This is a genomic window from Sinorhizobium sp. GQ132 (assembly GCF_059758575.1).
Genome location: NZ_JCAXDX010000014.1, coordinates 74180 through 93721 on the forward strand (window position 1 = coordinate 74180; position 19542 = coordinate 93721).

Here is a 19542-nt window from a genome sequence, read left to right on the forward strand (position 1 = left end):
GCCCGGCAGGCGGGACTTCGCTCATCTTACCACGGTGTCGCGCGCATGCAGCAAATAGTCCGGGCATTAGAAGGACTGGCCGATACCGGCATAGATTCCGTAAGTGGTGCCCCCCGGATATTTGTTGAGCGGCACGGCGAAGTCGAGCCGGATCGGGCCGAAGGGCGTCGCATAGCGCAGACCGATGCCCGCGCCGGCCCGGATGTCGGAGAAATTGGGCGCCGTGTTTTCCGAAACGGTTCCGGCGTCGATGAACGGCACGATGCCGATCGTATCGGTGACGGCGATGCGGGCTTCGAGGGAGCCGCTCACATAGGAGCGTCCGCCGGTCAGTTCGTCATCGGCGTCGCGGGGGCTGATCTCCTGATAGGAATAGCCGCGCACCGAGCCGCCACCGCCGAGGAAAAACCGCCGGGTCGCGGGAATATCGGAGAGTTCGTCGCCACCGACGAGCACGCCGGCGCCGAGCTTGCCGGCCAGCACGAAGCGCTTTTCCGTTCCAAACGCGTAATAGCCGGACGCGGAAGCTTCGAAGGAGCTGAAAAAGGTCTTTCCTTCGATTTCGTAGCTCGGTTTGGCATTGATCAGCGCCCGGTAGCCCTCCGTCGGGTTCAGCTTGTCGTCGCGTGCGTCGCGGACATATTCGAACGGGAGGGCGGCGGTGATATAGGAATTCGAACCGAAAGCGTCGTCGACATCCGCCCAGCCCACTTCCGCGCCGACGGAGAACGTGTCTTCGGGCGAAAGCTCGAAAGCGGCGCCAGCCGCAGCGGTAACCGTTTTGGCACTATAGGCGTCCGGATCGACGATCGCGGCCTTGACGCTTGCGGTAAAGGTCGATGCCGGTCCGAAGGCGCCAGGTTTCGCAAAGAGAATGCCGGCCGAATAATCGAGCCCGGCGACATCGGTGGTCTCGCCGAGGCGGTCGACCGAGCCTTCGATTCGAAGCGATTCTGCGCGTCCGAAGAGATTGCGGTGTCCCCAATAGCCCTGAAGGCCAAGGCCGTCCGTGGTCGAGACCTGTCCGCCGAAACCGAAATAGCGGTGCTTGCCTTCGGATACCTGGATGTTCATCGGGATCGTGCCGTCGGGCGCGAGCCCGTCGGCTTCGTTGATGGTGACGCTGGAAAAGACGTTCAACTGCCGCAGCCGCTCGGCGGCCTTGCGAATATTCTCCGGCGAATATGGGCGGCCGTGGTTCAGGCGGGAATAATCCTTGACGAATTCCGGGTCGACCGTTCTGGCGCCGCTGACGGTCAGGTCGCCGACGGGCGCGACCGGCCCGCCATCGGCACGGATCGTTACATCGACCGTGGAAGTCGCGTGATCGGCAACGACGCTGCGCTCGGCGAGCTTTGCCAGCGGCCTGCTCTGTTCCTTGAGATCGTTCACGATCTGCTCGCCCGCCTTGATAATCAAGGTCGAGTCGGCGCGGGCGCCACGCTTGAGGTCGTAGGCGGCTGGGTCGAGCCGCGCGGCGTCTCCCTCGAGCCTGACCGAGCCCAGCGTGAATGCCGCCCCGGGAGCAACGCGAACCACGACCGGTACGGGTTGGCCGTCGGGGAAAGACGGGTCCGGGGGGAGGCTGTCGATGTCCTGGCCGTTGACCAGAATGCTGACCGTGCCGCCGTAACGCGCCTTTTCGTAGAGGACGGCGAGGAGCCGATCGCGGTCGTCGCGCGCCTTGATCGCCAGGCCAAGATCGCCCGAGACCGGTTCCTCCTGATCCTGAACGAGCCGCGAGCCGTTTTCCAGCGCCTCCCGGAGCTCCTCGTCATCCGTTCCCGGCTCGAAAGTCAGCGTATAGCGAACCGGGTCTATGACCTGAACTTCTTCTTCCGCGCTTTCGAAGAAGCGCATGCCGAAGATCTTGAACGCGTGGGCCTGCTCGACGGAAACCGGGCCGAGCACGGCCGATGCCACGATTGCGAGCGCGGTCGCTGTCTTCCAGTGCGCAATACTCGATCGTGGTGGAGACATTCCTCTCCGCATCCCGTTTCAGGCGACTCTGTACCAACTGCCTGCATACGCGGCGTCGGCCAAGCTAGCAGGACATAGTTTTCCATCTGTTAACGATGACCGCTCGCCGCATCCACCCCGAAGCGGCGATTCGAAGACGATTTTTTGGCAGAAAGGACTCGTCTGTGGTGCTTCAGGCACAACGGAAATGCTTTTAAGCGGCAAGCGGCTTCTGCCACGAAGCAGGCCGGTCGACGCTCAGCTTAAGTAGGAAGCGAGGGCGTCATTTTGCCAAAGCGCGCGAGAGGAAATCTCGGCAGAGGGAGACGACCTCGGACAGGTTGGTCTCCAGCAACCAGTGGCCGCCGTCGATGAGATGCAGTTCGGCATCCGGCAGGTCGCGGAGATAGGCTCGGGCGGAGGCCTCGGGCATGTAGCCGTCCTGCGGACCCCAGACGATCAGCGTCGGCGGTCGATGTTCGCGCAGGTAACTCTGGTAGCGATCGAACCAGGCGAGATTTTCCCGCAGCCCCGCGATTACGTCTATGGCGATCTCACGCCGCCTGGCCGTTGTCATGGACCAATGGAGCTTCCACAGGTCGGGAGAAATCCGCTCGGCAAGCTCGGGCCGGACGTCGTTGAGGTACTCGTCGCGGTATCCTTCTTCGCTTACGGCTTCGCCGAGTTTGGCCCGGCCCTCCGGCGTGGGATTGCGGAAATACTCCTGCAACGGTGCGTATTTAGGTCCGAGCTCATCCTCGTAGATGTCGCCGTTTTGAATGATCAGTGCGGAAATGCGCTCCGGCCGGCGAATGGCCAGCCGAAGGCCGATCTGAGAGCCGAAGTCATGTAGATAAAGTGCGAAACGATCGAGGCCCAGGCGCCGAATGAAGGCTTCGAGAAAATCTGCGAAGCCGTCGAAGCCGTAGGCGAAGTCGTCCGGCGTGTCGCTGTATCCGGATCCGGGGAAATCCGGAGCGACAAGCCTCCACCGGTCGGCCAGCAGGGGCATGAAATTGCGAAACTCGTAGGATGAGCACGGGTAGCCGTGGGGAAGGAGCACGATCGGCGCGTCCGGCGGTCCTGCCTCGCGGTAGAAGACCCGGATGCCGTCCAGATCGAGGAAGCGGTGTTTCACGGAGCCTGGAGAATTGATCATAGGAGCACCTCGCATGCGCTGACCAGTGCCGAACAATGAGCGCATGCGATGGTTCCATGCCTGTCGGCAGGCGGCTCCGCAGCTTCTTTTCAAGTGGATGCTAATTTAGATAGGCGATCACGTCAGGGTGCTATAGAATCGCCCTGGACCGCTTGAACCCGGGAGTCCGGAAGAAGGTGCTCCCGCCAAACGTTTGTTGGCAAACCGATGGAACAGAGACTAGCTGCAGTGCTGGCAGCCGATATGGCTGGCTATAGCCGCCTGATGGAGGCCGATGAAGCCGGTACGATCGCCCGCCTCAGGACACATCGGATTGAACTGATCGATCCGGCCATTGCGAAGAACAAGGGCCACCTCATCAAGACCGCGGGCGACGGCATGCTGGTCGAATTCCAGAGCGTGACCGACGCGGTAAAATGCGCCGTCGAGATCCAGAGCCGCATGAAGCGGCGCAATGCCGACGTGGCGCAGGACCGGCGAATCGAATTCAGGATCGGCATAAATCTCGGCGACATCATCTTCGAGGAGGACGACATCTTCGGCGACGGCGTGAACATCGCCGCCCGTATCGAGCAGCTGGCCGATGTGGGCGGCATCTGCGTGACGGCTGCGGTGGCGACGCAAGTCGCCGACCGGATCGATGTCCCCATCGAGGATCTGGGCGAAAAGATGCTTAAGAACATCAGCCGCCCGATTCATCTCTTCCGAGTCGGGATCGAGGGGCCTGTCCTGCCATCCTTCCCGGAGGCCACGGATGCGCCGCGCTCCGTTTCCAAACCTTCGATCGTGGTGCTGCCGTTCGACAATATGAGCGGCGATCCCGACCAGGAGTTTTTCGCAGACGGCCTGACGGAGGACATCATCACCGAGCTGTCCCGCCGGCACGAGCTGTTCGTCATCTCGCGCAACTCCAGCTTCGTCTACAAGAACCAGCCGGTAAACGTGCGCGAGGCGGCCGAGAAACTCGGAGCGCAATATCTGGTGGAGGGCAGCGTCCGCAAGATCGGCGACCGGGTGCGCGTGACGGTCCAGCTCATCGACGCGGTCAACGACGCTCATATCTGGGCCGACAAATACGACCGGAGACTGGACGACATCTTCGCCATCCAGGACGAGGTGACGGCGGCGATAGCGGCAACGCTCCCGGGGCGCGTCGAGGCCGCGCAGCGGGACCTGCTCGCCCGCACGAAGCCGGCCAATATGGCCGCCTACGAATGTGCCCTTGCCGCCAAGGTGCTGCATCACCGGAGCACGGTTGCGGATAACGAGCAGGCCCGGGCCCTCATCGACAGGGCTGTCGCGCTCGATCCCGACTATGCGCATGCCCATGCCTGGCGGGCCTGCATCCTCGGCCAAGCCTGGGTCCACGGCTGGTGCGAAGACAAGGATGCGGTCTGGGCCGAGATCGTTGCGGAGCTGGACCGGGCGCTGGCGCTCGACGACAACGACGCCGACGTGCATCGCATCCTCGCGGCGGTAAACGTGAACAACAATGCGCTGACGACGGCGCGCTACCATCAGGAGCGGGCCCTTTCCCTCAATCCCAATTACGACCTGGTTGTGGTTCAGCAGGGCGAACTGCTGACCTGGCTGGGGCGACCGGAAGAGGGCGTCGAGTGGATCCGCAAGGCCATGCAGCTCAATCCTCATCATCCGGAACGCTTCTGGAGCCACCTCGGCAAGGCTCATTTCGCCGCCCGGCAGTATGGAGAGGCGGTCGAGGCCTTCATGCACCTCTCGGTGATGGACCACGTCCAGCATGCATTCGTCGCGGCCTGCTACGGCTGGCTCGGGGATGACATTGCGGCTCACGCCCATATGGAGAAGGTCCGGGCGCTCGCCCCGGACTTCGACCTCGACGCGTTTCTAGCCACGCAGCATTACGTCCAGGAATCGGACCTGCAACACCTCAGCGAAGGGCTTGTCAAAGCGGGAGTGAAGGGCGGATCGGCGGCGGCGAACGGGATCGCAGCGCAATAGCGCACCTTCGGTAACATTCCGGCGGACATGAAGGGCCCCGGATCGTTCCGGGGCCGTCGATCCGGCCGTTGCGGCACTCAGCAGCGGTCGATGTAGCGGCGGCCGTAGCGGTCGCGGTAGTAGCACTGGCCCGGCTGGTCGGTGACGTGGCCGATCACGGCGCCGGATACGCCGCCGATCGCCGCGCCGACAGCCGCGCCGCGGACGTCACCGGTGACCGCGCCCCCGATGATTGCGCCCGATACGGCGCCGATACCGGCACCCTTTTCGGTTTGCGTGCAGCTCGCGACCGACAGGGCGACCAACACAAGCGCGATGGCTTTCTTCATGATGTCCTCTCCGATTTCGACGGATTCAGCGTCCGCCTCGTCCGTCCTATAGTGATGGGAGGGTGCGAACCGCGGCCCTCCACTTGAACTTGCATTCGGAACATAACCCGCCGCCGAGGAAAATGCACGGATACGGCGAGATTGTTCTTATGCCACATAATGCGATCTTTCCTGAACGGAACATGAAGGCGCTGTTGCCGGGGTTACATGCGCGCTCGCATTTTTTTGCCCCTTGTGGCGCGAAACGGTTGCGGCAGCCCGAAAAAAAGACAAATGTTACAACGTCGCCACGCGGGCTCGGGAGGAGTGGACCGCTGGCGGAAGGGCAATCGATATCGGTCGGCGCGTACTTCGAGTCGCGTGAACGCATCTCACCCGATTTGAAGCCGCGCTCGACTCTGGACCGACCCGGAGGAGCGAAATGGCGAAAATAACGATGACGGTCAACGGCCGCCAGGTAAGTGGTACCTGCGACGACCGAACGCTGCTGGTGCACTTTATCCGCGAAAATCTCGGCCTGACCGGGACGCATGTCGGCTGCGACACGACGCAGTGCGGCGCTTGCGTCATTCACATGGACGGGCAATCGGTGAAAAGCTGTTCCATCCTTGCCGCCCAGGCGGCCGGCTCGACGATCACGACGATCGAGGGCCTGGCGTCGAACGGCGAGCTTCACCCGGTTCAGGCGGCTTTCAAGACGTATCACGGACTGCAATGCGGCTTCTGCACGCCGGGAATGGTCATGACCGCCGTCGACATGATCCGTCGACATGGCGGCAATCTTGACGAGGCGACGGTACGCGCCGAGCTGGAAGGCAACATCTGTCGCTGCACCGGCTATCACAACATCGTCCAGGCGATCCTGGCCGCCGCGGCCGGGGCGGGCGGCGTTCGCCAGGCGGCAGAATGAGGAAACCCAAAGGGAGCGCGATGCCAGGCAAGCATCGCACGTGATTTTCGTCATTCCGCTCGAGCGGAAATTCGTTGCAGGACTTCGGGAGGAGATAGGCAATGGGCGTTGAAGGCATCGGCGCGCGGGTGGCGCGCAAGGAAGACAAGCGCTTTCTGACCGGCAAGGGGCGTTATACGGACGACATGGTCGTGCCCGGCATGAAGTATGCGGTTTTCGTGCGCAGCCCGCATGCGCATGCGACCATCAGGAGCATCGACGCGACGTCGGCCAAGGCGATGCCGGGCGTTGTCGACGTGCTCGACGGCAAGCAACTGCTGGCGGATGGGATCGGCAATCTCATTTGCGGTTGGATGATCCACTCGAAGGACGGCTCACCGATGCGCATGGGCGCATGGCGGCCGCTTGCCCACGAGACCGTGCGCTATGTCGGCGACGCGGTGGCGATCGTCGTCGCCGACAGTGTCGCGCAAGCCCGCGACGCGGCGGAAGCGGTGGTCGTGGATTACGAAACCCTGCCGGTCGTCACCGATACGCTCCAGGCTCTGGGCGAGGGCGAGCCGCAGATCCATCCGGAAGCGCCGGGCAATCTGATCTTTGATTGGGAGCTTGGCGACGCGGGTGCGGCCGACCAGGCGATCGCTGCTGCGGCGCATGTCACGGAACTGAAGGTCATCAACAACCGCCTGTCGCCGAATGCGATGGAGCCGCGCGCGACGCTCGGGATCTATGATGCCGGCGACGACCATTTCACCTGCTATACCACCAGCCAGAACCCGCATCTTGCCCGGCTGGTGATGAGCGCCTTCTACAATGTCGCGCCGGAGAACAAGCTCCGGGTGATCGCTCCGGACGTCGGCGGTGGCTTCGGCTCCAAGATTTTCATCTATCCGGAAGAGATCGTCTGTCTGTGGGCCTCGAAGCGTACCGGCGTGCCGGTGAAATGGACCGCGGACCGCACCGAGGCCTTCCTGACGGACGCGCACGGCCGCGACCATGTATCGACGGTGAAGATGGCATTCGACAGCAGCAATCGGATCACCGCGCTGAAGGTCGACACCATCGCCAATCTCGGCGCGTATATGTCTCTCTTCTCCTCCTGCGTGCCGACCTATCTCTATGCGACGCTCCTCTCCGGGCAGTATGCGATCCCGGCGATCCATGCCAATGTCCGCACCGTCTATACCAATACGGCGCCGGTCGACGCCTATCGCGGCGCCGGGCGGCCGGAGGCCACATACCTGCTGGAGCGCACGATCGAGACGGCCGCGCGCGAGCTCGGCGTTTCCCCTGCGGAACTCAGGCGCATCAACTTCATCCGCACCTTCCCCCATCAGACGCCGGTGATCATGAACTACGATGCGGGCGATTACGAAGCGTCGCTCAAGGGGGCGATGGAGGCGGCCGATTGGGACGGCTTCGCCGCGCGCAAGGCGGAAGCCGAGCGGCGGGGAATGAAGCGCGGCATCGGCATGAGCTGCTATATCGAAGCCTGCGGACTGGCGCCTTCCGCCGCCGTCGGATCGCTCGGCGCCGGCGTCGGCCTGTGGGAATCGGCCGAAGTCAGGGTCAACGCGGTCGGCACGATCGAGGTGATGACCGGCTCGCACAGCCACGGCCAGGGACACGAAACGACCTTCGCCCAGGTGGTTGCGGAGCGTTTCGGCGTGCCGATCGACCGCGTCAATATCGTCCATGGCGATACCGACAAGGTGCAGATGGGCATGGGCACCTATGGTTCCCGCTCCGGTGCCGTCGGAATGTCGGCCGTCTTCAAGGCGCTCGACAAGGTCGAGGCCAAGGCAAAAAGGATTGCGGCCCATCTGATGGAGGCGGACGAGAGCGACATCGTCATCGAGGACGGCGCGCTCAAGGTGGCCGGCACCGACAGGTCGGTCCCCTGGTCGCAGGTGGCGCTTGCTTCCTATACCGCGCATAACCTGCCGCCCGGCATGGAGCCGGGCCTCAAGGAGGGCGCCTTCTACGATCCCAGCAACTTCACCTTCCCGGCGGGTTGCTATATCTGCGAAGTGGAAGTGGATCCGGAAACCGGCCAGACGAAGATCGTGCAGTTCGTCGCGGCGGACGATTTCGGAAATATCATCAATCCGCTGATCGTCGAGGGCCAGGTGCATGGCGGGCTGGCGCAGGGCATAGGCCAGGCGCTGCTCGAAGGGGTGCATTACGACCAGAGCGGGCAGCTGCTGACGGCGAGCTACATGGACTACGCCATGCCGCGCGCCGACGACCTGCCTTCGTTCACGGTGACGACCTCGAACACGCCCTGCCCGAGCAACCCGCTCGGCGTCAAGGGCTGCGGCGAGGCGGGGGCGATCGGCTCGCCGCCGGCGCTGATCAACGCCATCACGGACGCGATCGGCACCAACGAGCTCACCATGCCGGCGACCTCGCAAAAGGTCTGGGCCGCGGTGCATAGCGCGCATTGATCGGGAGGACTTGAGATGTATGAGACCAACTATCATCGGGCCTCCTCGGTCGAAGAGGCAGCGAAGCTGATGGGGACCGCCGCGGAGGGAAAATATCTCTCCGGCGGCATGACGCTCATCCCGACGATGAAGCAGCGGCTCGCCGCCCCGAGCGACCTTGTCGATCTCAGGCACATTGCCGAGATGAAGGGTATCACCGTCGACGGCCGGTCGGTCAGGATCGGCGCGGCGACGACGCATGAGGAGGTCGCGACCTCCGCCGCGCTCGCCGCGGTCTGTCCGGCCATTTGCGGGCTTGCCAGCCACATAGGTGATCCGCATGTCCGCCACATGGGTACGATCGGCGGCTCCATCGCCAACAACGATCCGGCGGCGGACTATCCGGCCGCGATGCTGGCGCTCGATGCGGTGATCGTCACCGACAGGCGCGAGGTCAAGGCCGAAGACTTCTTCACCGGTCTCTTCGAAACGGCGCTCGAAGACGGTGAGATCGTGACCGCCGTCCGCTTCGAAGCGCCGGCGAAGGCGGCCTATCGGAAGTTCCCCAATCCGGCATCGCGCTATGCGATGACCGGCGTCTTCGTCGTCCGTCGCGACGATGGCGCAGTGCGCGTTGCCGTGACCGGAGCCGGGTCGGACGGCGTCTTCCGCCATCGGGACCTCGAGGCGGCGCTTGCCGCCAACTGGTCGCCGGGTGCCGTCGACAATGTCAAGGTGGACGATTCGGACCTGCTTTCCGATATTCATGCAAGCGCCGCCTATCGCGCCAATCTCGTCAAGGTGATGACGAAACGCGCCGTGGCGGCCGCCTGACGGACCAACTTTGGTATCGAAAAAGGGCGGCAGCGGCCGTCCTTTTTCCGCAATTGCTTGACTTCGATCGATGTTCGGGAGAATGAAGTTTTGCTAGCCATTTTGGAATGGTTCAAAACTGGACTCTCGGACTCCGTGTTGAGGTCGAGCCTGATTACCGCGGAAAGGTTTGAAAATGTGTCGTCATTTTCCATCGCCTTTCCCGCTTGCCAGGCACGACACGCGCCGCGCAGAATAACCGGGGTCTGGGGGCCGAGAGGCCTTTTGCCGCAGCCCGCGCGTCGGAGCCTGTCCGGGGTTGACCACTGATCGCTTTGTAGGAAGAAAGGCGACAGGGCACTGGAGATGATGATGGATTTCGAGAGTTTCTTCAAAAACGAGCTGGACGGGCTGCATCAGGAAGGCCGTTACCGGGTTTTCGCCGATCTCGCCCGCCATCGCGGCAGCTTCCCCAAGGCGACGCGCTACACGGACGATGGCGCCCAGGAAGTGACCGTATGGTGCTCGAACGACTATCTCGGCATGGGCCAGTGTCCCATCGTCACCGAGGCGATGAAGAACGCGATCGACGAATGCGGCGCCGGCGCCGGCGGCACCCGCAACATCTCCGGCACCAACCATTACCATGTGCTGCTCGAGCGCGAGCTCGCCGACCTGCATGGCAAGGAATCGGCTCTTCTGTTCACCTCCGGTTACGTTTCGAACTGGGCCGCGCTCGGGACGCTCTGTTCCAAAATTCCCGGCGTTATCGTCTTTTCGGATGCCGGCAACCACGCTTCGATGATCGAGGGCATCCGCCATTCGAAATGCGAGCGGGTCATCTTCAAGCACAATTCGGTGGCGGACCTCGAGGCCAAGCTTGCAGCCGCCGATCCGCGCGCGCCTAAAATCATCGCCTTCGAATCCGTCTATTCGATGGATGGCGACATCGCGCCGATCGAGGAATTCTGCGATCTCGCCGACAAATACGGCGCGATGACCTATCTGGACGAAGTTCATGCGGTCGGCATGTACGGCCCGCGGGGCGGCGGCATTGCCGAGCGCGAGGGGCTGATGCACCGGCTGACGGTCATCGAAGGAACGCTCGGCAAGGCCTTCGGCGTCATGGGCGGCTACATCACCGGATCGGCGGCGCTCTGCGACTTCATCCGCTCCTTCGCTTCCGGTTTCATCTTTACGACGGCGCTGCCGCCCGCGCTCGCCGCCGGGGCGCTCGCCTCCATTCGCCACCTGAAGGAAAGCCAGGTCGAACGCTTCGCGCATCAGGAGCGCGTGCGCCGGCTTCGTTCGCTGCTCGACCAGCGCGGTATTCCGCATATGGTCAATCCGAGCCATATCGTGCCGGTCATCGTCGGCGACGCCGCCAAGTGCAAGTGGATCTCCGACCTGCTGCTCGACAATTTCGGCATCTACGTCCAGCCGATCAATTACCCGACCGTGCCGAAGAAGACCGAGCGCCTGCGCATCACGCCGACCCCCCTGCATTCTGACGCCGATATCGACCATCTGGTCGGCGCGCTGCATTCGCTCTGGTCGCGCTGTGCGCTGGCGAGGGCCGTGGCGTAAGCTCCGGCGATCTCTGGCGGGGAGAGGGACTTCCTCGCCCGAACCTCTGTTTCGTAGCAGCGCTCGTGTGGTGCAAGGCGCTGCCACTTGTCCCCTTCGCCCCGCCTACGGGCCAGCAGGCTGGATGAGGGCGGATTCACCCGCAACAACTCTCTACCGGATCATCTCGGCAGCCGCCCGCCGCGCTTTTTCATCCGCGGCAAAGACGTCGTCCATGCTCGTCGCGGCCGGCAGGCCGGCAAGCGCGTCCATCACTCTCTCGACGATTTCCGCCATGGCCAGGAAGCCGATGCGGCCTTTGATGAACGCCTCGAGTGCGGTCTCCTTGGCGCCGTTCAGCACGGCACCCTGGACGCCGCCTTCCTCCATGGCGCGGCGCGCGAGCCTCAGCGCCGGGAAGCGGACTTCGTCCGGGGCTTCGAAATCGAGCCGGGCGAGCCTGGCGAAGTCCAGGCGCTCGACCGGCAGACTGCAGCGCTCGGGGTAGGAAAGCGCATAGCCGATGGCCGTGCGCATGTCGGGGCAGCCGAGTTGGGCGAGGACGGACCCGTCCGTATAGCCGACCATCGAGTGGACCACGGATTGCGGGTGGACGATCACCTCGATCTGCTCCGGCCTCAGGCGGAAGAGGTGGCGCGCCTCGATCATCTCGAGCGCCTTGTTGAACATGGAGGCGCTGTCGATCGAGATCTTGAGGCCCATCGACCAGTTCGGATGGGCGCGGGCCGTATCCGCCGTCACATGCCGCATTTCGTCGAGGGTGCTGGTGCGGAACGGACCGCCGGAGGCGGTGAGCACGATGCGCTCGACGGCATGGCGCTGGTCGTTCTCCAGCACCTGGAAGATCGCATTGTGCTCGCTGTCGACCGGCAGCAGCCGTCCGCCGCCCGCGCTGACGGCTTCGATGAAAAGGCTGCCGGCGGAAACGAGGCATTCCTTGTTGGCGAGTGCGATGTCGGCGCCGCGGCGGGCGGCGGCAAGTGTCGGACCAAGACCGGCATTGCCGACGATCGCCGCCATAACCCAGCCGGCGTCCCGTTCGGCCGCCTCGATCAGGCCGCTGCGCCCGGCGGCGACGTCGATACCGCTGCCGCTCAGCGCCTCCCTGAGTTCGCCGTAGCGATGCTCGTCGGCGGTGACTGCGAGCTCCGCGCCGACGCGGCGGGCCTGCTCCGCAAGCAACGGGATGTTGCCGTTGCCGGTCAGCGCGGCAACGGCGAATCGATCGCGCCCGCCGAGCCGTTCGACTACGTCGAGCGTATTGGTCCCGATCGATCCGGTGGAACCCAGTATCGTCAGACGGCGCTTGAAATCATCGCCGGATGCCATGCCAAAATCCCGTATTCTTCTCGTTCTAATGATTTTACTAGGCTCTACAGCCGAATACTGCCGGCAACAAGGGTGAAGTCATCGCCCTTCTCCAAGAGGCAGTGCTCGGGTAAGAATCGATGACACCGTCGAACGATGATTTGTCTGAGGAGTTTTCGATGCTGCAAGCCCTGACCGCCGCATCTTGCGCCTGCGTGCTGATCGAGGTTGCCTCCGTGCAGACGGTGGCCGCTGAAAAGGTGCCGGAGGCGCTCGTCGGCTCGTGGCTGGCCGAGGACATAGGCGGCCGGGGCGTGATCGACGATCTTCAGACGACGCTCGAGATTCGTGAGGACGGCACCTATGGCGGCATGGCCGGCTGCAATCATTTCACCGGGACGTTCGGCCTCTCCGGCGCGACGATCACCTTCGGGCCGGCTGCCGCCACCCGCAAGATGTGCGTACCGGCTGTCATGGACCAGGAGCGGAAGTTCTTCGAAGCGCTGAAGACGGAGCTTGCCTGGCGAATAGAGGGATCCAAGCTCTTTCTCGGCGGGCGAAACGAGAAGAGTGTGCTGCAGCTAACCTCGATGCAGTCGCGGAACGGCAACCGCGCAGAACTGACGATCGAAATTCCCGACGCCGGCGCAGTCGACCGGCGGACGGTTCGCTATGCCTGCGGCGACAAGACGATCGAGGCCGAATACATCGACGCCGGGTCCGCGTCGCTCGCGACCTTCACCATCGAGGGCACGTTCATCGTGGCATCGAACGTGATTTCCGGATCGGGCGCCAGATATGCCGGCGGCCGGTATGTCTGGTGGACGAAGGGTGGCGAGGCGACGCTTTTCGATAGGATGAAGGGCGAGGAGGACCCGGGGATAGCATGCAAGGAAGTGGAATAGCGGGGCCGCCTCGACACAGGCCGGACGGGTTTGTACGTCCGAACCATGCTGCATTGGCTCGACATCGATTACCGCACGCTATTTCGCTTGGGAGATGGAGGCCGGATAGAAGGGGAGAACGATCCGGAGGGATCGCCCCGGCAACGGCGACGGCCTTCAGGGGGCAGGGCTTCGGAGCAGCCGCTACCGCCGGTTGGTCGGGCTTGCCTGAACTGCGCTCTCGTACCCTGTTCTACGGCACGGATCGAGAAAATCACGCATCGCGGCGCGTTGCCGCCCGCCTCGGCCTTCGGCTTCGAGGAGCAAGCTTGAGGGTTGGGTAGAGCCTTTCTCCGAATCGCGGAAACTCTCTAACCCTTTGTTTTCCGCAATGCCGGGGCGGAAAACCGCTCGGCACGGGGCATCATGCGGAACTCACGCGCTGCTGTTTGTGTCGCTACCTTCGTCCAATTCATGGAATTGGATAAAGCCATATTGCTCCAGCCACTCGCGAAGGATGAGGCGGATTATTTCGTCCCGGGTCATCTGGAGTTCTTCGCAGGCCAGAGCGAGGGCCAACTCAACGTCATCCGCGAAGATCATCGCTTCACCTGCATAGTACAACCACGAGATCGAAGGGTCTCACAGCACAGGTTGCAGTCAAGGATTACGGAGCGTGCTCAATGGGATAAGCCAAAATGGGCTAAGACTATCGCCCATTTAATCTCGGACTTAAGTCTCAAAGGAACGCACCGCGCGTCGGATACGCGCGGTGCTCGAACTTTCATCCGCCTCGATCAGGCGAAGAGAAAATCGGCGCTGCTGAAGTGCGAGGCAGCGAGGGTATTCGTCGGATCGTCGACATGGATCGACAGCGCATTGCCTGTCGAATCGTAGCCTTTCAACATCACGTCTCCGCTGGCGTCATCATACGCGAAAATCGTACCGGCCGTGCCGGAGCTCGAATATTGCTTGATTCCGAGGTTCTCCAGGACAAGCAGATCGGTGCCGTCCTGAAAGTCCATCACGGAGTCCCGTCCGACGAGCGAACCTGCGCCCTTGAAGACGAAGCGGTCGGCATCGGCGCCACCCCACAGGATGTCGCTTCCCGCGTCGCCAAGCAGGGTATCTCTGCCCGCGTCGCCGCGAAGCGTGTCGTTTCCGTCTCCGGCAATGACAAGGTCGTTGCCGAGGCCGCCAGCAAGCACGTCGTCGCCAGCTTCGCCCGTCAGGATATCGTCCCCGGCATCCCCGAATGCCCGATCGTTGCCGGCGCCTGCGGCAATCCGATCGTTACCGTTACCGCCGTGGGCTTCGTCGATGCCGCCCTCGGAGTCGAGCACGTCATTCCCATCACCGCCATCGAGGTAGTTGTTCCCGTCGCCGCCATCGACGATGTCGTCGCCGATGCCGCCATAGACCCGATCGTTTCCGGATTGGCCCTTCAGGGCGTCGTTGCCCTCTTCGCCGTAGATCGTATCGTTGCCGGCACCACCACTGACCGCCTGCTGCGTCAGCTTGCCCGTTGCGGGATCAATGCGGTTGTTGAAGCCATCGTTTCCAGAGCCGGCATAGATGATGTCGTCTCCCGCTCCGCCGTCGATGTATTCCTCGCCGGCGCCCCCATAGATCCGGTCGTTGCCGGCGTCTCCGAGGATATGGTCATGGCCATCGCCGCCGTTGATGATGTCGTTGCCGTCTTCGCCGGAAAAGATATCGTTGCCGAGCCCGCCGATCAGCGTGTCGGCGCCGGCGCCGCCGTCGAAGCTGTCATTGCCGTCGCCGCCTTCCGCGTAGTCATCGCCCGCTCCGGCCTTGAAAAAGTCGTTGCCAAGCCCACCATAGAGCAAGTCGTTGCCAAGCCCGCCGTCGAGATAGTCGTCACCGGCATTACCCCAAATGGAATCACTGCCATCATAGCCGCGGATCGTGTCCGCAAGATTCGTACCCATGAGCTTGTTGGCGACGTTGGTTCCATTGATGTTCATTCGTTTACTCCCTGCTGTTCTGACGGCAGGGGTGGTGAAGTTCGAATGAGGCGTAACGGTGACACGCCTTACGCCGGAATTGCGCGCGTGGAACAAGCTGTTGTTTACGCGAAAGGAAAAGGGCGGCAGTTGTGTGGATAACGTTTTTTCCCGCCTCCTCGGAGAGCTTTCAGCTACCGGGAAGTTCGGGAGCAAGCGCAAGCCCTGTCCCTTTAACGAGTGCCGAAAGGCTTGGCCGATTGCGGATTAATGCTTCGCAAGCGTAACGGTCATAAGGCTCTTTCCAGTCCCGCCGTAACCGGACTTGGGCATGCAAGACCTCATCGAAGGCGGCAGGAGGCAACAGCCGCGGCAGGACGTAAGACCAGACCGTCAGGTAAGTGTGCGGGAGAAGTAAGCTAGCCGGCCTTCTTCAGCCCGGCGGCCTTTCTAAGGTCGTCATTCATTCGGCTCTGCCAGCCTTTGCCGGTCGCCTTGTAGTGTTCCACGACATCAGGATCGAGGCGGATTGTGACGGGAGTCTTGGTCGTGTCCGCCTTCGGACGGCCGCGAGCCTTCTCGATCTTCTCCGCGAGGTCGGGAAAGACCTCCTTGAATGGACGCGCCTGTTTCAGTTCCTCCTCGGTCAAAGGGGGATTGTCGGAAACCGCGTCCCAGTCCTCTTTGGAGTAGCCGCGCCCGGGCTGGAACTCTTCCTGGCGCCTGTATTTGCTAACCATCAGAGCAGGCTCCTTTCATCTTTCCGGGCCGGGCGCATCGATATTACCGACAGCGCCTCGGAGCCGAGGGTGACGAAGATCACGACGACCGTTCCGTCTTGAAGGCGACCGACAGCTTGGAACGGCCATTCTTTGCCGGGACGACCAGAGAGGCAAGGAAGAATTCGAGCGACAGGTCGGTGAAGTCCAGGCCGTGCTTTTCGACATTGGCGATGCGCTTCGGTTCGTCCCAGATGATCTTCATAAATTGTACGTACAATAATTAGGCAAGCGGCGCAAGAAAATAATGTATGTACGGAAATTATTTTTGTACATACGGAAATGGTATGGAGCGACGACAGACAGAGTTCTGGAGGCGGCAGACGGTTAGCGGCGCTCTGCAAGTGGCCGCATCAACTCTTGTCCGCCAGATGGTGATCCCGGCGCGATTCGAACGCGCGACCCCCAGATTAGGAATCTGGTGCTCTATCCTGCTGAGCTACGGGACCACTCGGAATAGACCCATACAAAAGCGAGGCTCTTTCGCCAAGTGTTTTTCGGCGATCGCAGCGGATTTGCAGGCGCTCCCCAAGATCGGGAGCATATCCCGATGAATTTAGGTTGGGCCGACTCGAAATCATGAACGCGATCGATTCAAGTCGTTTGAGCGGCATGCGGGCGGCAAACCACACACAGTTTTCCTCATCCCACTAGCGTCCCCGATACGGTGGATGCTAAGCAAGGCCCGCGGCGCCGGAGGAGAGGCTGCCGCGTTTCTCGCCAACGATCTTTATCCCAAAGACCAGATATATGTTTATCGGAATTGACTGGGGCGGCACGAAAATGGAGGTCATCGCGCTCGATCGCGACGGCGAGACGCGTGCCCGCCATCGTGTCCCGACACCCACCAGCGGCTATGAGGATTGCGTCCGTGCCGTCGTAGAGCTCGTCGCCTCGGCCGAAAGCACCGCCGGCGAGCGCGGCTCGATCGGCATCGGCATACCCGGCAGTCCCAATCCGCGCACCGGCATCGTGCGCAATTCCAATGCGGTGCTCATCAACGGCAAGCCGCTCGGGCGGGATCTTGCGGCTGCGCTCGGACGTGAGGTGCGCCTGGCCAACGACGCCAATTGTCTTGCGGTCTCCGAAGCCGTCGACGGGGCGGGCAAGGACGCGGGCGTCGTCTTCGGCGTGATCGTGGGTACGGGCCATGGCGGGGGTCTGGCGATCGGCAAGAAGGTTCACGCCGGCTTTCAGGGCGTCGCGGCCGAGATCGGCCATTATCCGCTGCCCTGGATGACGAAGGACGAATATCCGGGGCACAGGTGCTGGTGCGGCAAGCTCGGTTGTCTCGACATGTATGCCTGCGGCACCGGTCTGGAACTCGACTACCGCATGACGACCGGGACGGACTGGCGCGGGCGGGACATCATCGAGGCGAAGCGCGCGGGCGATCCGGTGGCAATCGGTGTCTACGAGCGCTTCGTCGACCGGCTGGCCCGCAGCCTCGCGCTGTTGACCAACATCGTCGATCCCGACGTCTTCGTGCTCGGCGGCGGCATGTCCAATGTCGACGAGATTTACGGCGAGTTGCCGGCATCGATCACCAGATATCTCTTCGGCGACAGTTTCGAGACGCCGATCTGCAAGGCGGTGCACGGCGACAGTTCCGGCGTGCGCGGCGCCGCATGGCTTTGGAAGGATTAATCGCCAGGCGGGGGAATTTTGCAGGATAGCGCATCGCACTCGTCCAGTTCGACCACTGACCAAGCGGAGGCATTATGAACATAGACAATGATCTGCGCCGGATTGCGCTGCAGGAGCAGCAATTGCAGTTCGACCGCTTCGATCTCGAGACGGCCTGGAAGCTGGGCGCAACGCTTCGCCGGATGGCCGCGGAACGCAAGCTCGGCTGCGTCATCGACATCACGCTCTTTTCCATGCAGGTCTTCTATGCGGCCCTCGATGGGGCGACGCCGGACAATCCGAACTGGGTGCGCCGCAAGCGCAACACGGTGTTCCGCCTGTTCAAGAGCAGCTACGCCACCGGGCTCAGCCTCCTCAAGCAGCAAACGAATTTGCAGGCGAAGCTCGGCCTGCCGGATGCCGAGTTTGCCGCCCATGGCGGCAGCTTCCCGATCGTCGTCAAAGGAACGGGCTGCATCGGCACCGTCACCGTTTCCGGCCTGCCGCAGCGGGAGGACCATAACCTCGTGGTCGAGGCGCTGGCAGAACTTCTCGGCGTGGATCACGACCCGCTGAAGCTGGAAAGCTGACGGAGAGCGGATGGGCATGGATATTCATCTCCAGGCAGGCGAACTCGCGGGCTGGCTGAACGATGCTGCCTTGCCGCTCTGGCGGCAGAAAGGCTTCGACGGGGAGGGTGGCGGCTTCGTCGAGACGATCGACATGAAAGGCGAACCGACGCGAGCCGACCGCCGCTCCCGCGTGCAGCCCCGGCAGGTCTACTGCTTCGCCGCGGCCGGCCGGCGTGGCTGGAATGGAGACTGGCGCACCGCCGCCGAAGGCGGCCTTCTTTATTTCGACCGCGTCTACGGACAGCCGGGCGGCTTTTACGGGGCGCTGGCGAATGCCGACGGCAAGCTCATCGACGCTTCCTTCGACCTCTACAACCAGGCTTTTGCCTTGCTTGCCTTCGCCCATTTGGCGGAAGTCCTGCCGGAGCGCGGAGCCGAGATGGTGGGGCGCAGCGACAAACTCAGGCGGCGGCTCGAAGCCCGTTGCAAGCATCCGCTCGCCGGCTTCGAGGAGGACGAGCCGCCGCGCCTGCCGCTCGGCTCCAATCCGCACATGCATCTCTTCGAAGCCTGCCTCGCAAGCGAGGAGGCGGAGGGATTCGACCGCGTCGCCTGGGCCAATCTCGCCGACGAGATTGCGCAGCTGGCCATGGACCGGTTCATCGACGCCGAGAGCGGGGCGCTGCGTGAGTTCTTCGACCACGACTGGGCGCCGTTCCCCGGCGAAAAGGGCCGTATCGTCGAGCCGGGGCATCATTTCGAATGGGCATGGCTGCTCCTGCGCTGGGCGGAACGGCGCGGCAATGCGCAGGCGATCGTCGAGGCCCGGCGGCTTTTCGATATCGGCGAGAAATATGGAACATGCCCCGAGCGGGACGTGATCGTGATGACGCTCCTCGACGATTTCTCCGTTGCCGATCCGACAGCGCGGCTTTGGCCGCAGACGGAGTGGCTGAAGGCGGCGATCCGATTTGCGGCGTTGACCGAAGGTGCGGAGAAAGAGCGCTATCTCGCTTCGGCTGGACGCGCCATGGGGGCGCTGCAGCGCTTTCTGGACGTGCCTGTCCGCGGCCTCTGGCGCGACAAGCAGAAGGCGGATGGCACCTTTGTCGAAGAACCGGCGCCAGCAAGCACCTTCTATCATATTCTTTGCGCGATCTATGAACTGGAAGATTGCCTGAAGCGGATGTGACCGGCGGACGACCGCACACACTTCTCCTCATCCCGCTCTCTTATCGGCCCC

The 19542-nt window shown here is 62.8% G+C and carries 16 protein-coding genes, 1 tRNA gene and 1 pseudogene; 9 read left to right on the forward strand and 9 right to left on the reverse strand.

The features are described 5' to 3' along the window. Positions 1-66: 66 nt before the first annotated feature. The gene (locus AC6CIG_RS25725; RefSeq protein ID WP_127710679.1) at positions 67-1980 is read right to left on the reverse strand and encodes an autotransporter assembly complex protein TamA; all 1914 of its coding nucleotides are present in this window, start codon (positions 1978-1980) and stop codon (positions 67-69) included. Between the two features lie 262 nt (positions 1981-2242). Beyond that, on the reverse strand, positions 2243-3118 hold the full coding sequence (locus tag AC6CIG_RS25730) for an alpha/beta fold hydrolase (RefSeq protein WP_127710681.1): 876 nt from the start codon (positions 3116-3118) through the stop codon (positions 2243-2245). Positions 3119-3325: 207 nt separating this feature from the next. Between AC6CIG_RS25730 and AC6CIG_RS25735 the strand changes: the two genes are divergently transcribed. Continuing rightward, positions 3326-5098 carry an adenylate/guanylate cyclase domain-containing protein gene (locus AC6CIG_RS25735; RefSeq protein WP_127710683.1) on the forward strand — a complete coding sequence of 591 codons (1773 nt, stop codon included), beginning with the start codon at positions 3326-3328 and terminating at the stop codon, positions 5096-5098. 77 nt (positions 5099-5175) lie between these two features. Here the strand turns inward: AC6CIG_RS25735 and AC6CIG_RS25740 are convergent, their stop codons facing one another. Then, positions 5176-5427, reverse strand: coding sequence for a YMGG-like glycine zipper-containing protein (locus tag AC6CIG_RS25740; protein ID WP_003528572.1), 252 nt, complete (start codon positions 5425-5427; stop codon positions 5176-5178). A gap of 421 nt (positions 5428-5848) precedes the next feature. On the opposite strand from AC6CIG_RS25740, the gene AC6CIG_RS25745 reads away from it, so the two are divergent. The 4 genes from AC6CIG_RS25745 to hemA all read left to right on the forward strand — a co-directional run bounded on the left by AC6CIG_RS25745 (position 5849) and on the right by hemA (position 11163). Next, positions 5849-6337 carry a (2Fe-2S)-binding protein gene (locus AC6CIG_RS25745; protein WP_018097241.1) on the forward strand — a complete coding sequence of 163 codons (489 nt, stop codon included), beginning with the start codon at positions 5849-5851 and terminating at the stop codon, positions 6335-6337. Between the two features lie 101 nt (positions 6338-6438). Next, positions 6439-8784: a xanthine dehydrogenase family protein molybdopterin-binding subunit gene (locus AC6CIG_RS25750; protein ID WP_437412426.1), complete on the forward strand. Its 2346-nt coding sequence runs from the start codon at positions 6439-6441 to the stop codon at positions 8782-8784. A 15-nt stretch (positions 8785-8799) separates the two neighbouring features. Then, a complete protein-coding gene (locus tag AC6CIG_RS25755; RefSeq protein WP_127710687.1) occupies positions 8800-9597 on the forward strand; it encodes an FAD binding domain-containing protein in 798 nt (265 codons plus the stop codon). A gap of 351 nt (positions 9598-9948) precedes the next feature. Beyond that, a complete protein-coding gene (hemA, locus tag AC6CIG_RS25760; protein ID WP_437412425.1) occupies positions 9949-11163 on the forward strand; it encodes a 5-aminolevulinate synthase in 1215 nt (404 codons plus the stop codon). A gap of 153 nt (positions 11164-11316) precedes the next feature. Here hemA and dxr read toward each other — a convergent pair whose 3' ends face one another. Continuing rightward, positions 11317-12492 (reverse strand): 1-deoxy-D-xylulose-5-phosphate reductoisomerase, encoded by a 1176-nt coding sequence (gene dxr, locus AC6CIG_RS25765; RefSeq protein ID WP_127710691.1) that lies wholly within the window; start codon positions 12490-12492, stop codon positions 11317-11319. 158 nt (positions 12493-12650) lie between these two features. Between dxr and AC6CIG_RS25770 the strand changes: the two genes are divergently transcribed. Next, the gene (locus AC6CIG_RS25770; protein WP_127710693.1) at positions 12651-13376 is read left to right on the forward strand and encodes an META domain-containing protein; all 726 of its coding nucleotides are present in this window, start codon (positions 12651-12653) and stop codon (positions 13374-13376) included. A 414-nt stretch (positions 13377-13790) separates the two neighbouring features. Here AC6CIG_RS25770 and AC6CIG_RS25775 read toward each other — a convergent pair whose 3' ends face one another. The 5 genes and pseudogenes from AC6CIG_RS25775 to AC6CIG_RS25795 all read right to left on the reverse strand — a co-directional run bounded on the left by AC6CIG_RS25775 (position 13791) and on the right by AC6CIG_RS25795 (position 16550). Next, on the reverse strand, positions 13791-13958 hold the full coding sequence (locus AC6CIG_RS25775; protein WP_018097235.1) for a hypothetical protein: 168 nt from the start codon (positions 13956-13958) through the stop codon (positions 13791-13793). Positions 13959-14152: 194 nt separating this feature from the next. After that, complete coding sequence (locus AC6CIG_RS25780) at positions 14153-15343, reverse strand: calcium-binding protein (RefSeq protein ID WP_127710695.1); 1191 nt, start codon at positions 15341-15343, stop codon at positions 14153-14155. 398 nt (positions 15344-15741) lie between these two features. Further along, on the reverse strand, positions 15742-16062 hold the full coding sequence (locus AC6CIG_RS25785) for a BrnA antitoxin family protein (protein ID WP_127710697.1): 321 nt from the start codon (positions 16060-16062) through the stop codon (positions 15742-15744). Beyond that, positions 16062-16306 (reverse strand): annotated as a pseudogene (locus AC6CIG_RS25790) (BrnT family toxin). The gene AC6CIG_RS25785 and the pseudogene AC6CIG_RS25790 overlap by 1 nt, the downstream one beginning before the upstream one ends. Before the next feature lie 167 nt (positions 16307-16473). Further along, a tRNA-Arg gene (locus tag AC6CIG_RS25795) sits at positions 16474-16550 on the reverse strand. A gap of 301 nt (positions 16551-16851) precedes the next feature. Between AC6CIG_RS25795 and AC6CIG_RS25800 the strand changes: the two genes are divergently transcribed. The 3 genes from AC6CIG_RS25800 (at position 16852) to pmi (ending at position 19491) form a co-directional block, all read left to right on the forward strand. Further along, positions 16852-17748 (forward strand): ROK family protein, encoded by an 897-nt coding sequence (locus AC6CIG_RS25800; RefSeq protein WP_498324063.1) that lies wholly within the window; start codon positions 16852-16854, stop codon positions 17746-17748. A gap of 74 nt (positions 17749-17822) precedes the next feature. After that, the gene (locus tag AC6CIG_RS25805) at positions 17823-18317 is read left to right on the forward strand and encodes a heme-degrading domain-containing protein (protein ID WP_127710701.1); all 495 of its coding nucleotides are present in this window, start codon (positions 17823-17825) and stop codon (positions 18315-18317) included. Positions 18318-18327: 10 nt separating this feature from the next. Beyond that, positions 18328-19491, forward strand: coding sequence for a mannose-6-phosphate isomerase Pmi (gene pmi, locus AC6CIG_RS25810; protein WP_437409536.1), 1164 nt, complete (start codon positions 18328-18330; stop codon positions 19489-19491). Positions 19492-19542: the final 51 nt, after the last annotated feature.

Coding starts and splice junctions, on each gene's coding strand:
- AC6CIG_RS25725 (WP_127710679.1), bottom strand. CDS start 1,980: ATGTCTCCACCACGATCGAGTATTGCGCACTGGAAGACAGCGACCGCG.
- AC6CIG_RS25730 (WP_127710681.1), bottom strand. CDS start 3,118: ATGATCAATTCTCCAGGCTCCGTGAAACACCGCTTCCTCGATCTGGAC.
- AC6CIG_RS25735 (WP_127710683.1), top strand. CDS start 3,326: ATGGAACAGAGACTAGCTGCAGTGCTGGCAGCCGATATGGCTGGCTAT.
- AC6CIG_RS25740 (WP_003528572.1), bottom strand. CDS start 5,427: ATGAAGAAAGCCATCGCGCTTGTGTTGGTCGCCCTGTCGGTCGCGAGC.
- AC6CIG_RS25745 (WP_018097241.1), top strand. CDS start 5,849: ATGGCGAAAATAACGATGACGGTCAACGGCCGCCAGGTAAGTGGTACC.
- AC6CIG_RS25750 (WP_437412426.1), top strand. CDS start 6,439: ATGGGCGTTGAAGGCATCGGCGCGCGGGTGGCGCGCAAGGAAGACAAG.
- AC6CIG_RS25755 (WP_127710687.1), top strand. CDS start 8,800: ATGTATGAGACCAACTATCATCGGGCCTCCTCGGTCGAAGAGGCAGCG.
- hemA (WP_437412425.1), top strand. CDS start 9,949: ATGGATTTCGAGAGTTTCTTCAAAAACGAGCTGGACGGGCTGCATCAG.
- dxr (WP_127710691.1), bottom strand. CDS start 12,492: ATGGCATCCGGCGATGATTTCAAGCGCCGTCTGACGATACTGGGTTCC.
- AC6CIG_RS25770 (WP_127710693.1), top strand. CDS start 12,651: ATGCTGCAAGCCCTGACCGCCGCATCTTGCGCCTGCGTGCTGATCGAG.
- AC6CIG_RS25775 (WP_018097235.1), bottom strand. CDS start 13,958: ATGATCTTCGCGGATGACGTTGAGTTGGCCCTCGCTCTGGCCTGCGAA.
- AC6CIG_RS25780 (WP_127710695.1), bottom strand. CDS start 15,343: ATGAACATCAATGGAACCAACGTCGCCAACAAGCTCATGGGTACGAAT.
- AC6CIG_RS25785 (WP_127710697.1), bottom strand. CDS start 16,062: ATGGTTAGCAAATACAGGCGCCAGGAAGAGTTCCAGCCCGGGCGCGGC.
- AC6CIG_RS25800 (WP_498324063.1), top strand. CDS start 16,852: ATGTTTATCGGAATTGACTGGGGCGGCACGAAAATGGAGGTCATCGCG.
- AC6CIG_RS25805 (WP_127710701.1), top strand. CDS start 17,823: ATGAACATAGACAATGATCTGCGCCGGATTGCGCTGCAGGAGCAGCAA.
- pmi (WP_437409536.1), top strand. CDS start 18,328: ATGGGCATGGATATTCATCTCCAGGCAGGCGAACTCGCGGGCTGGCTG.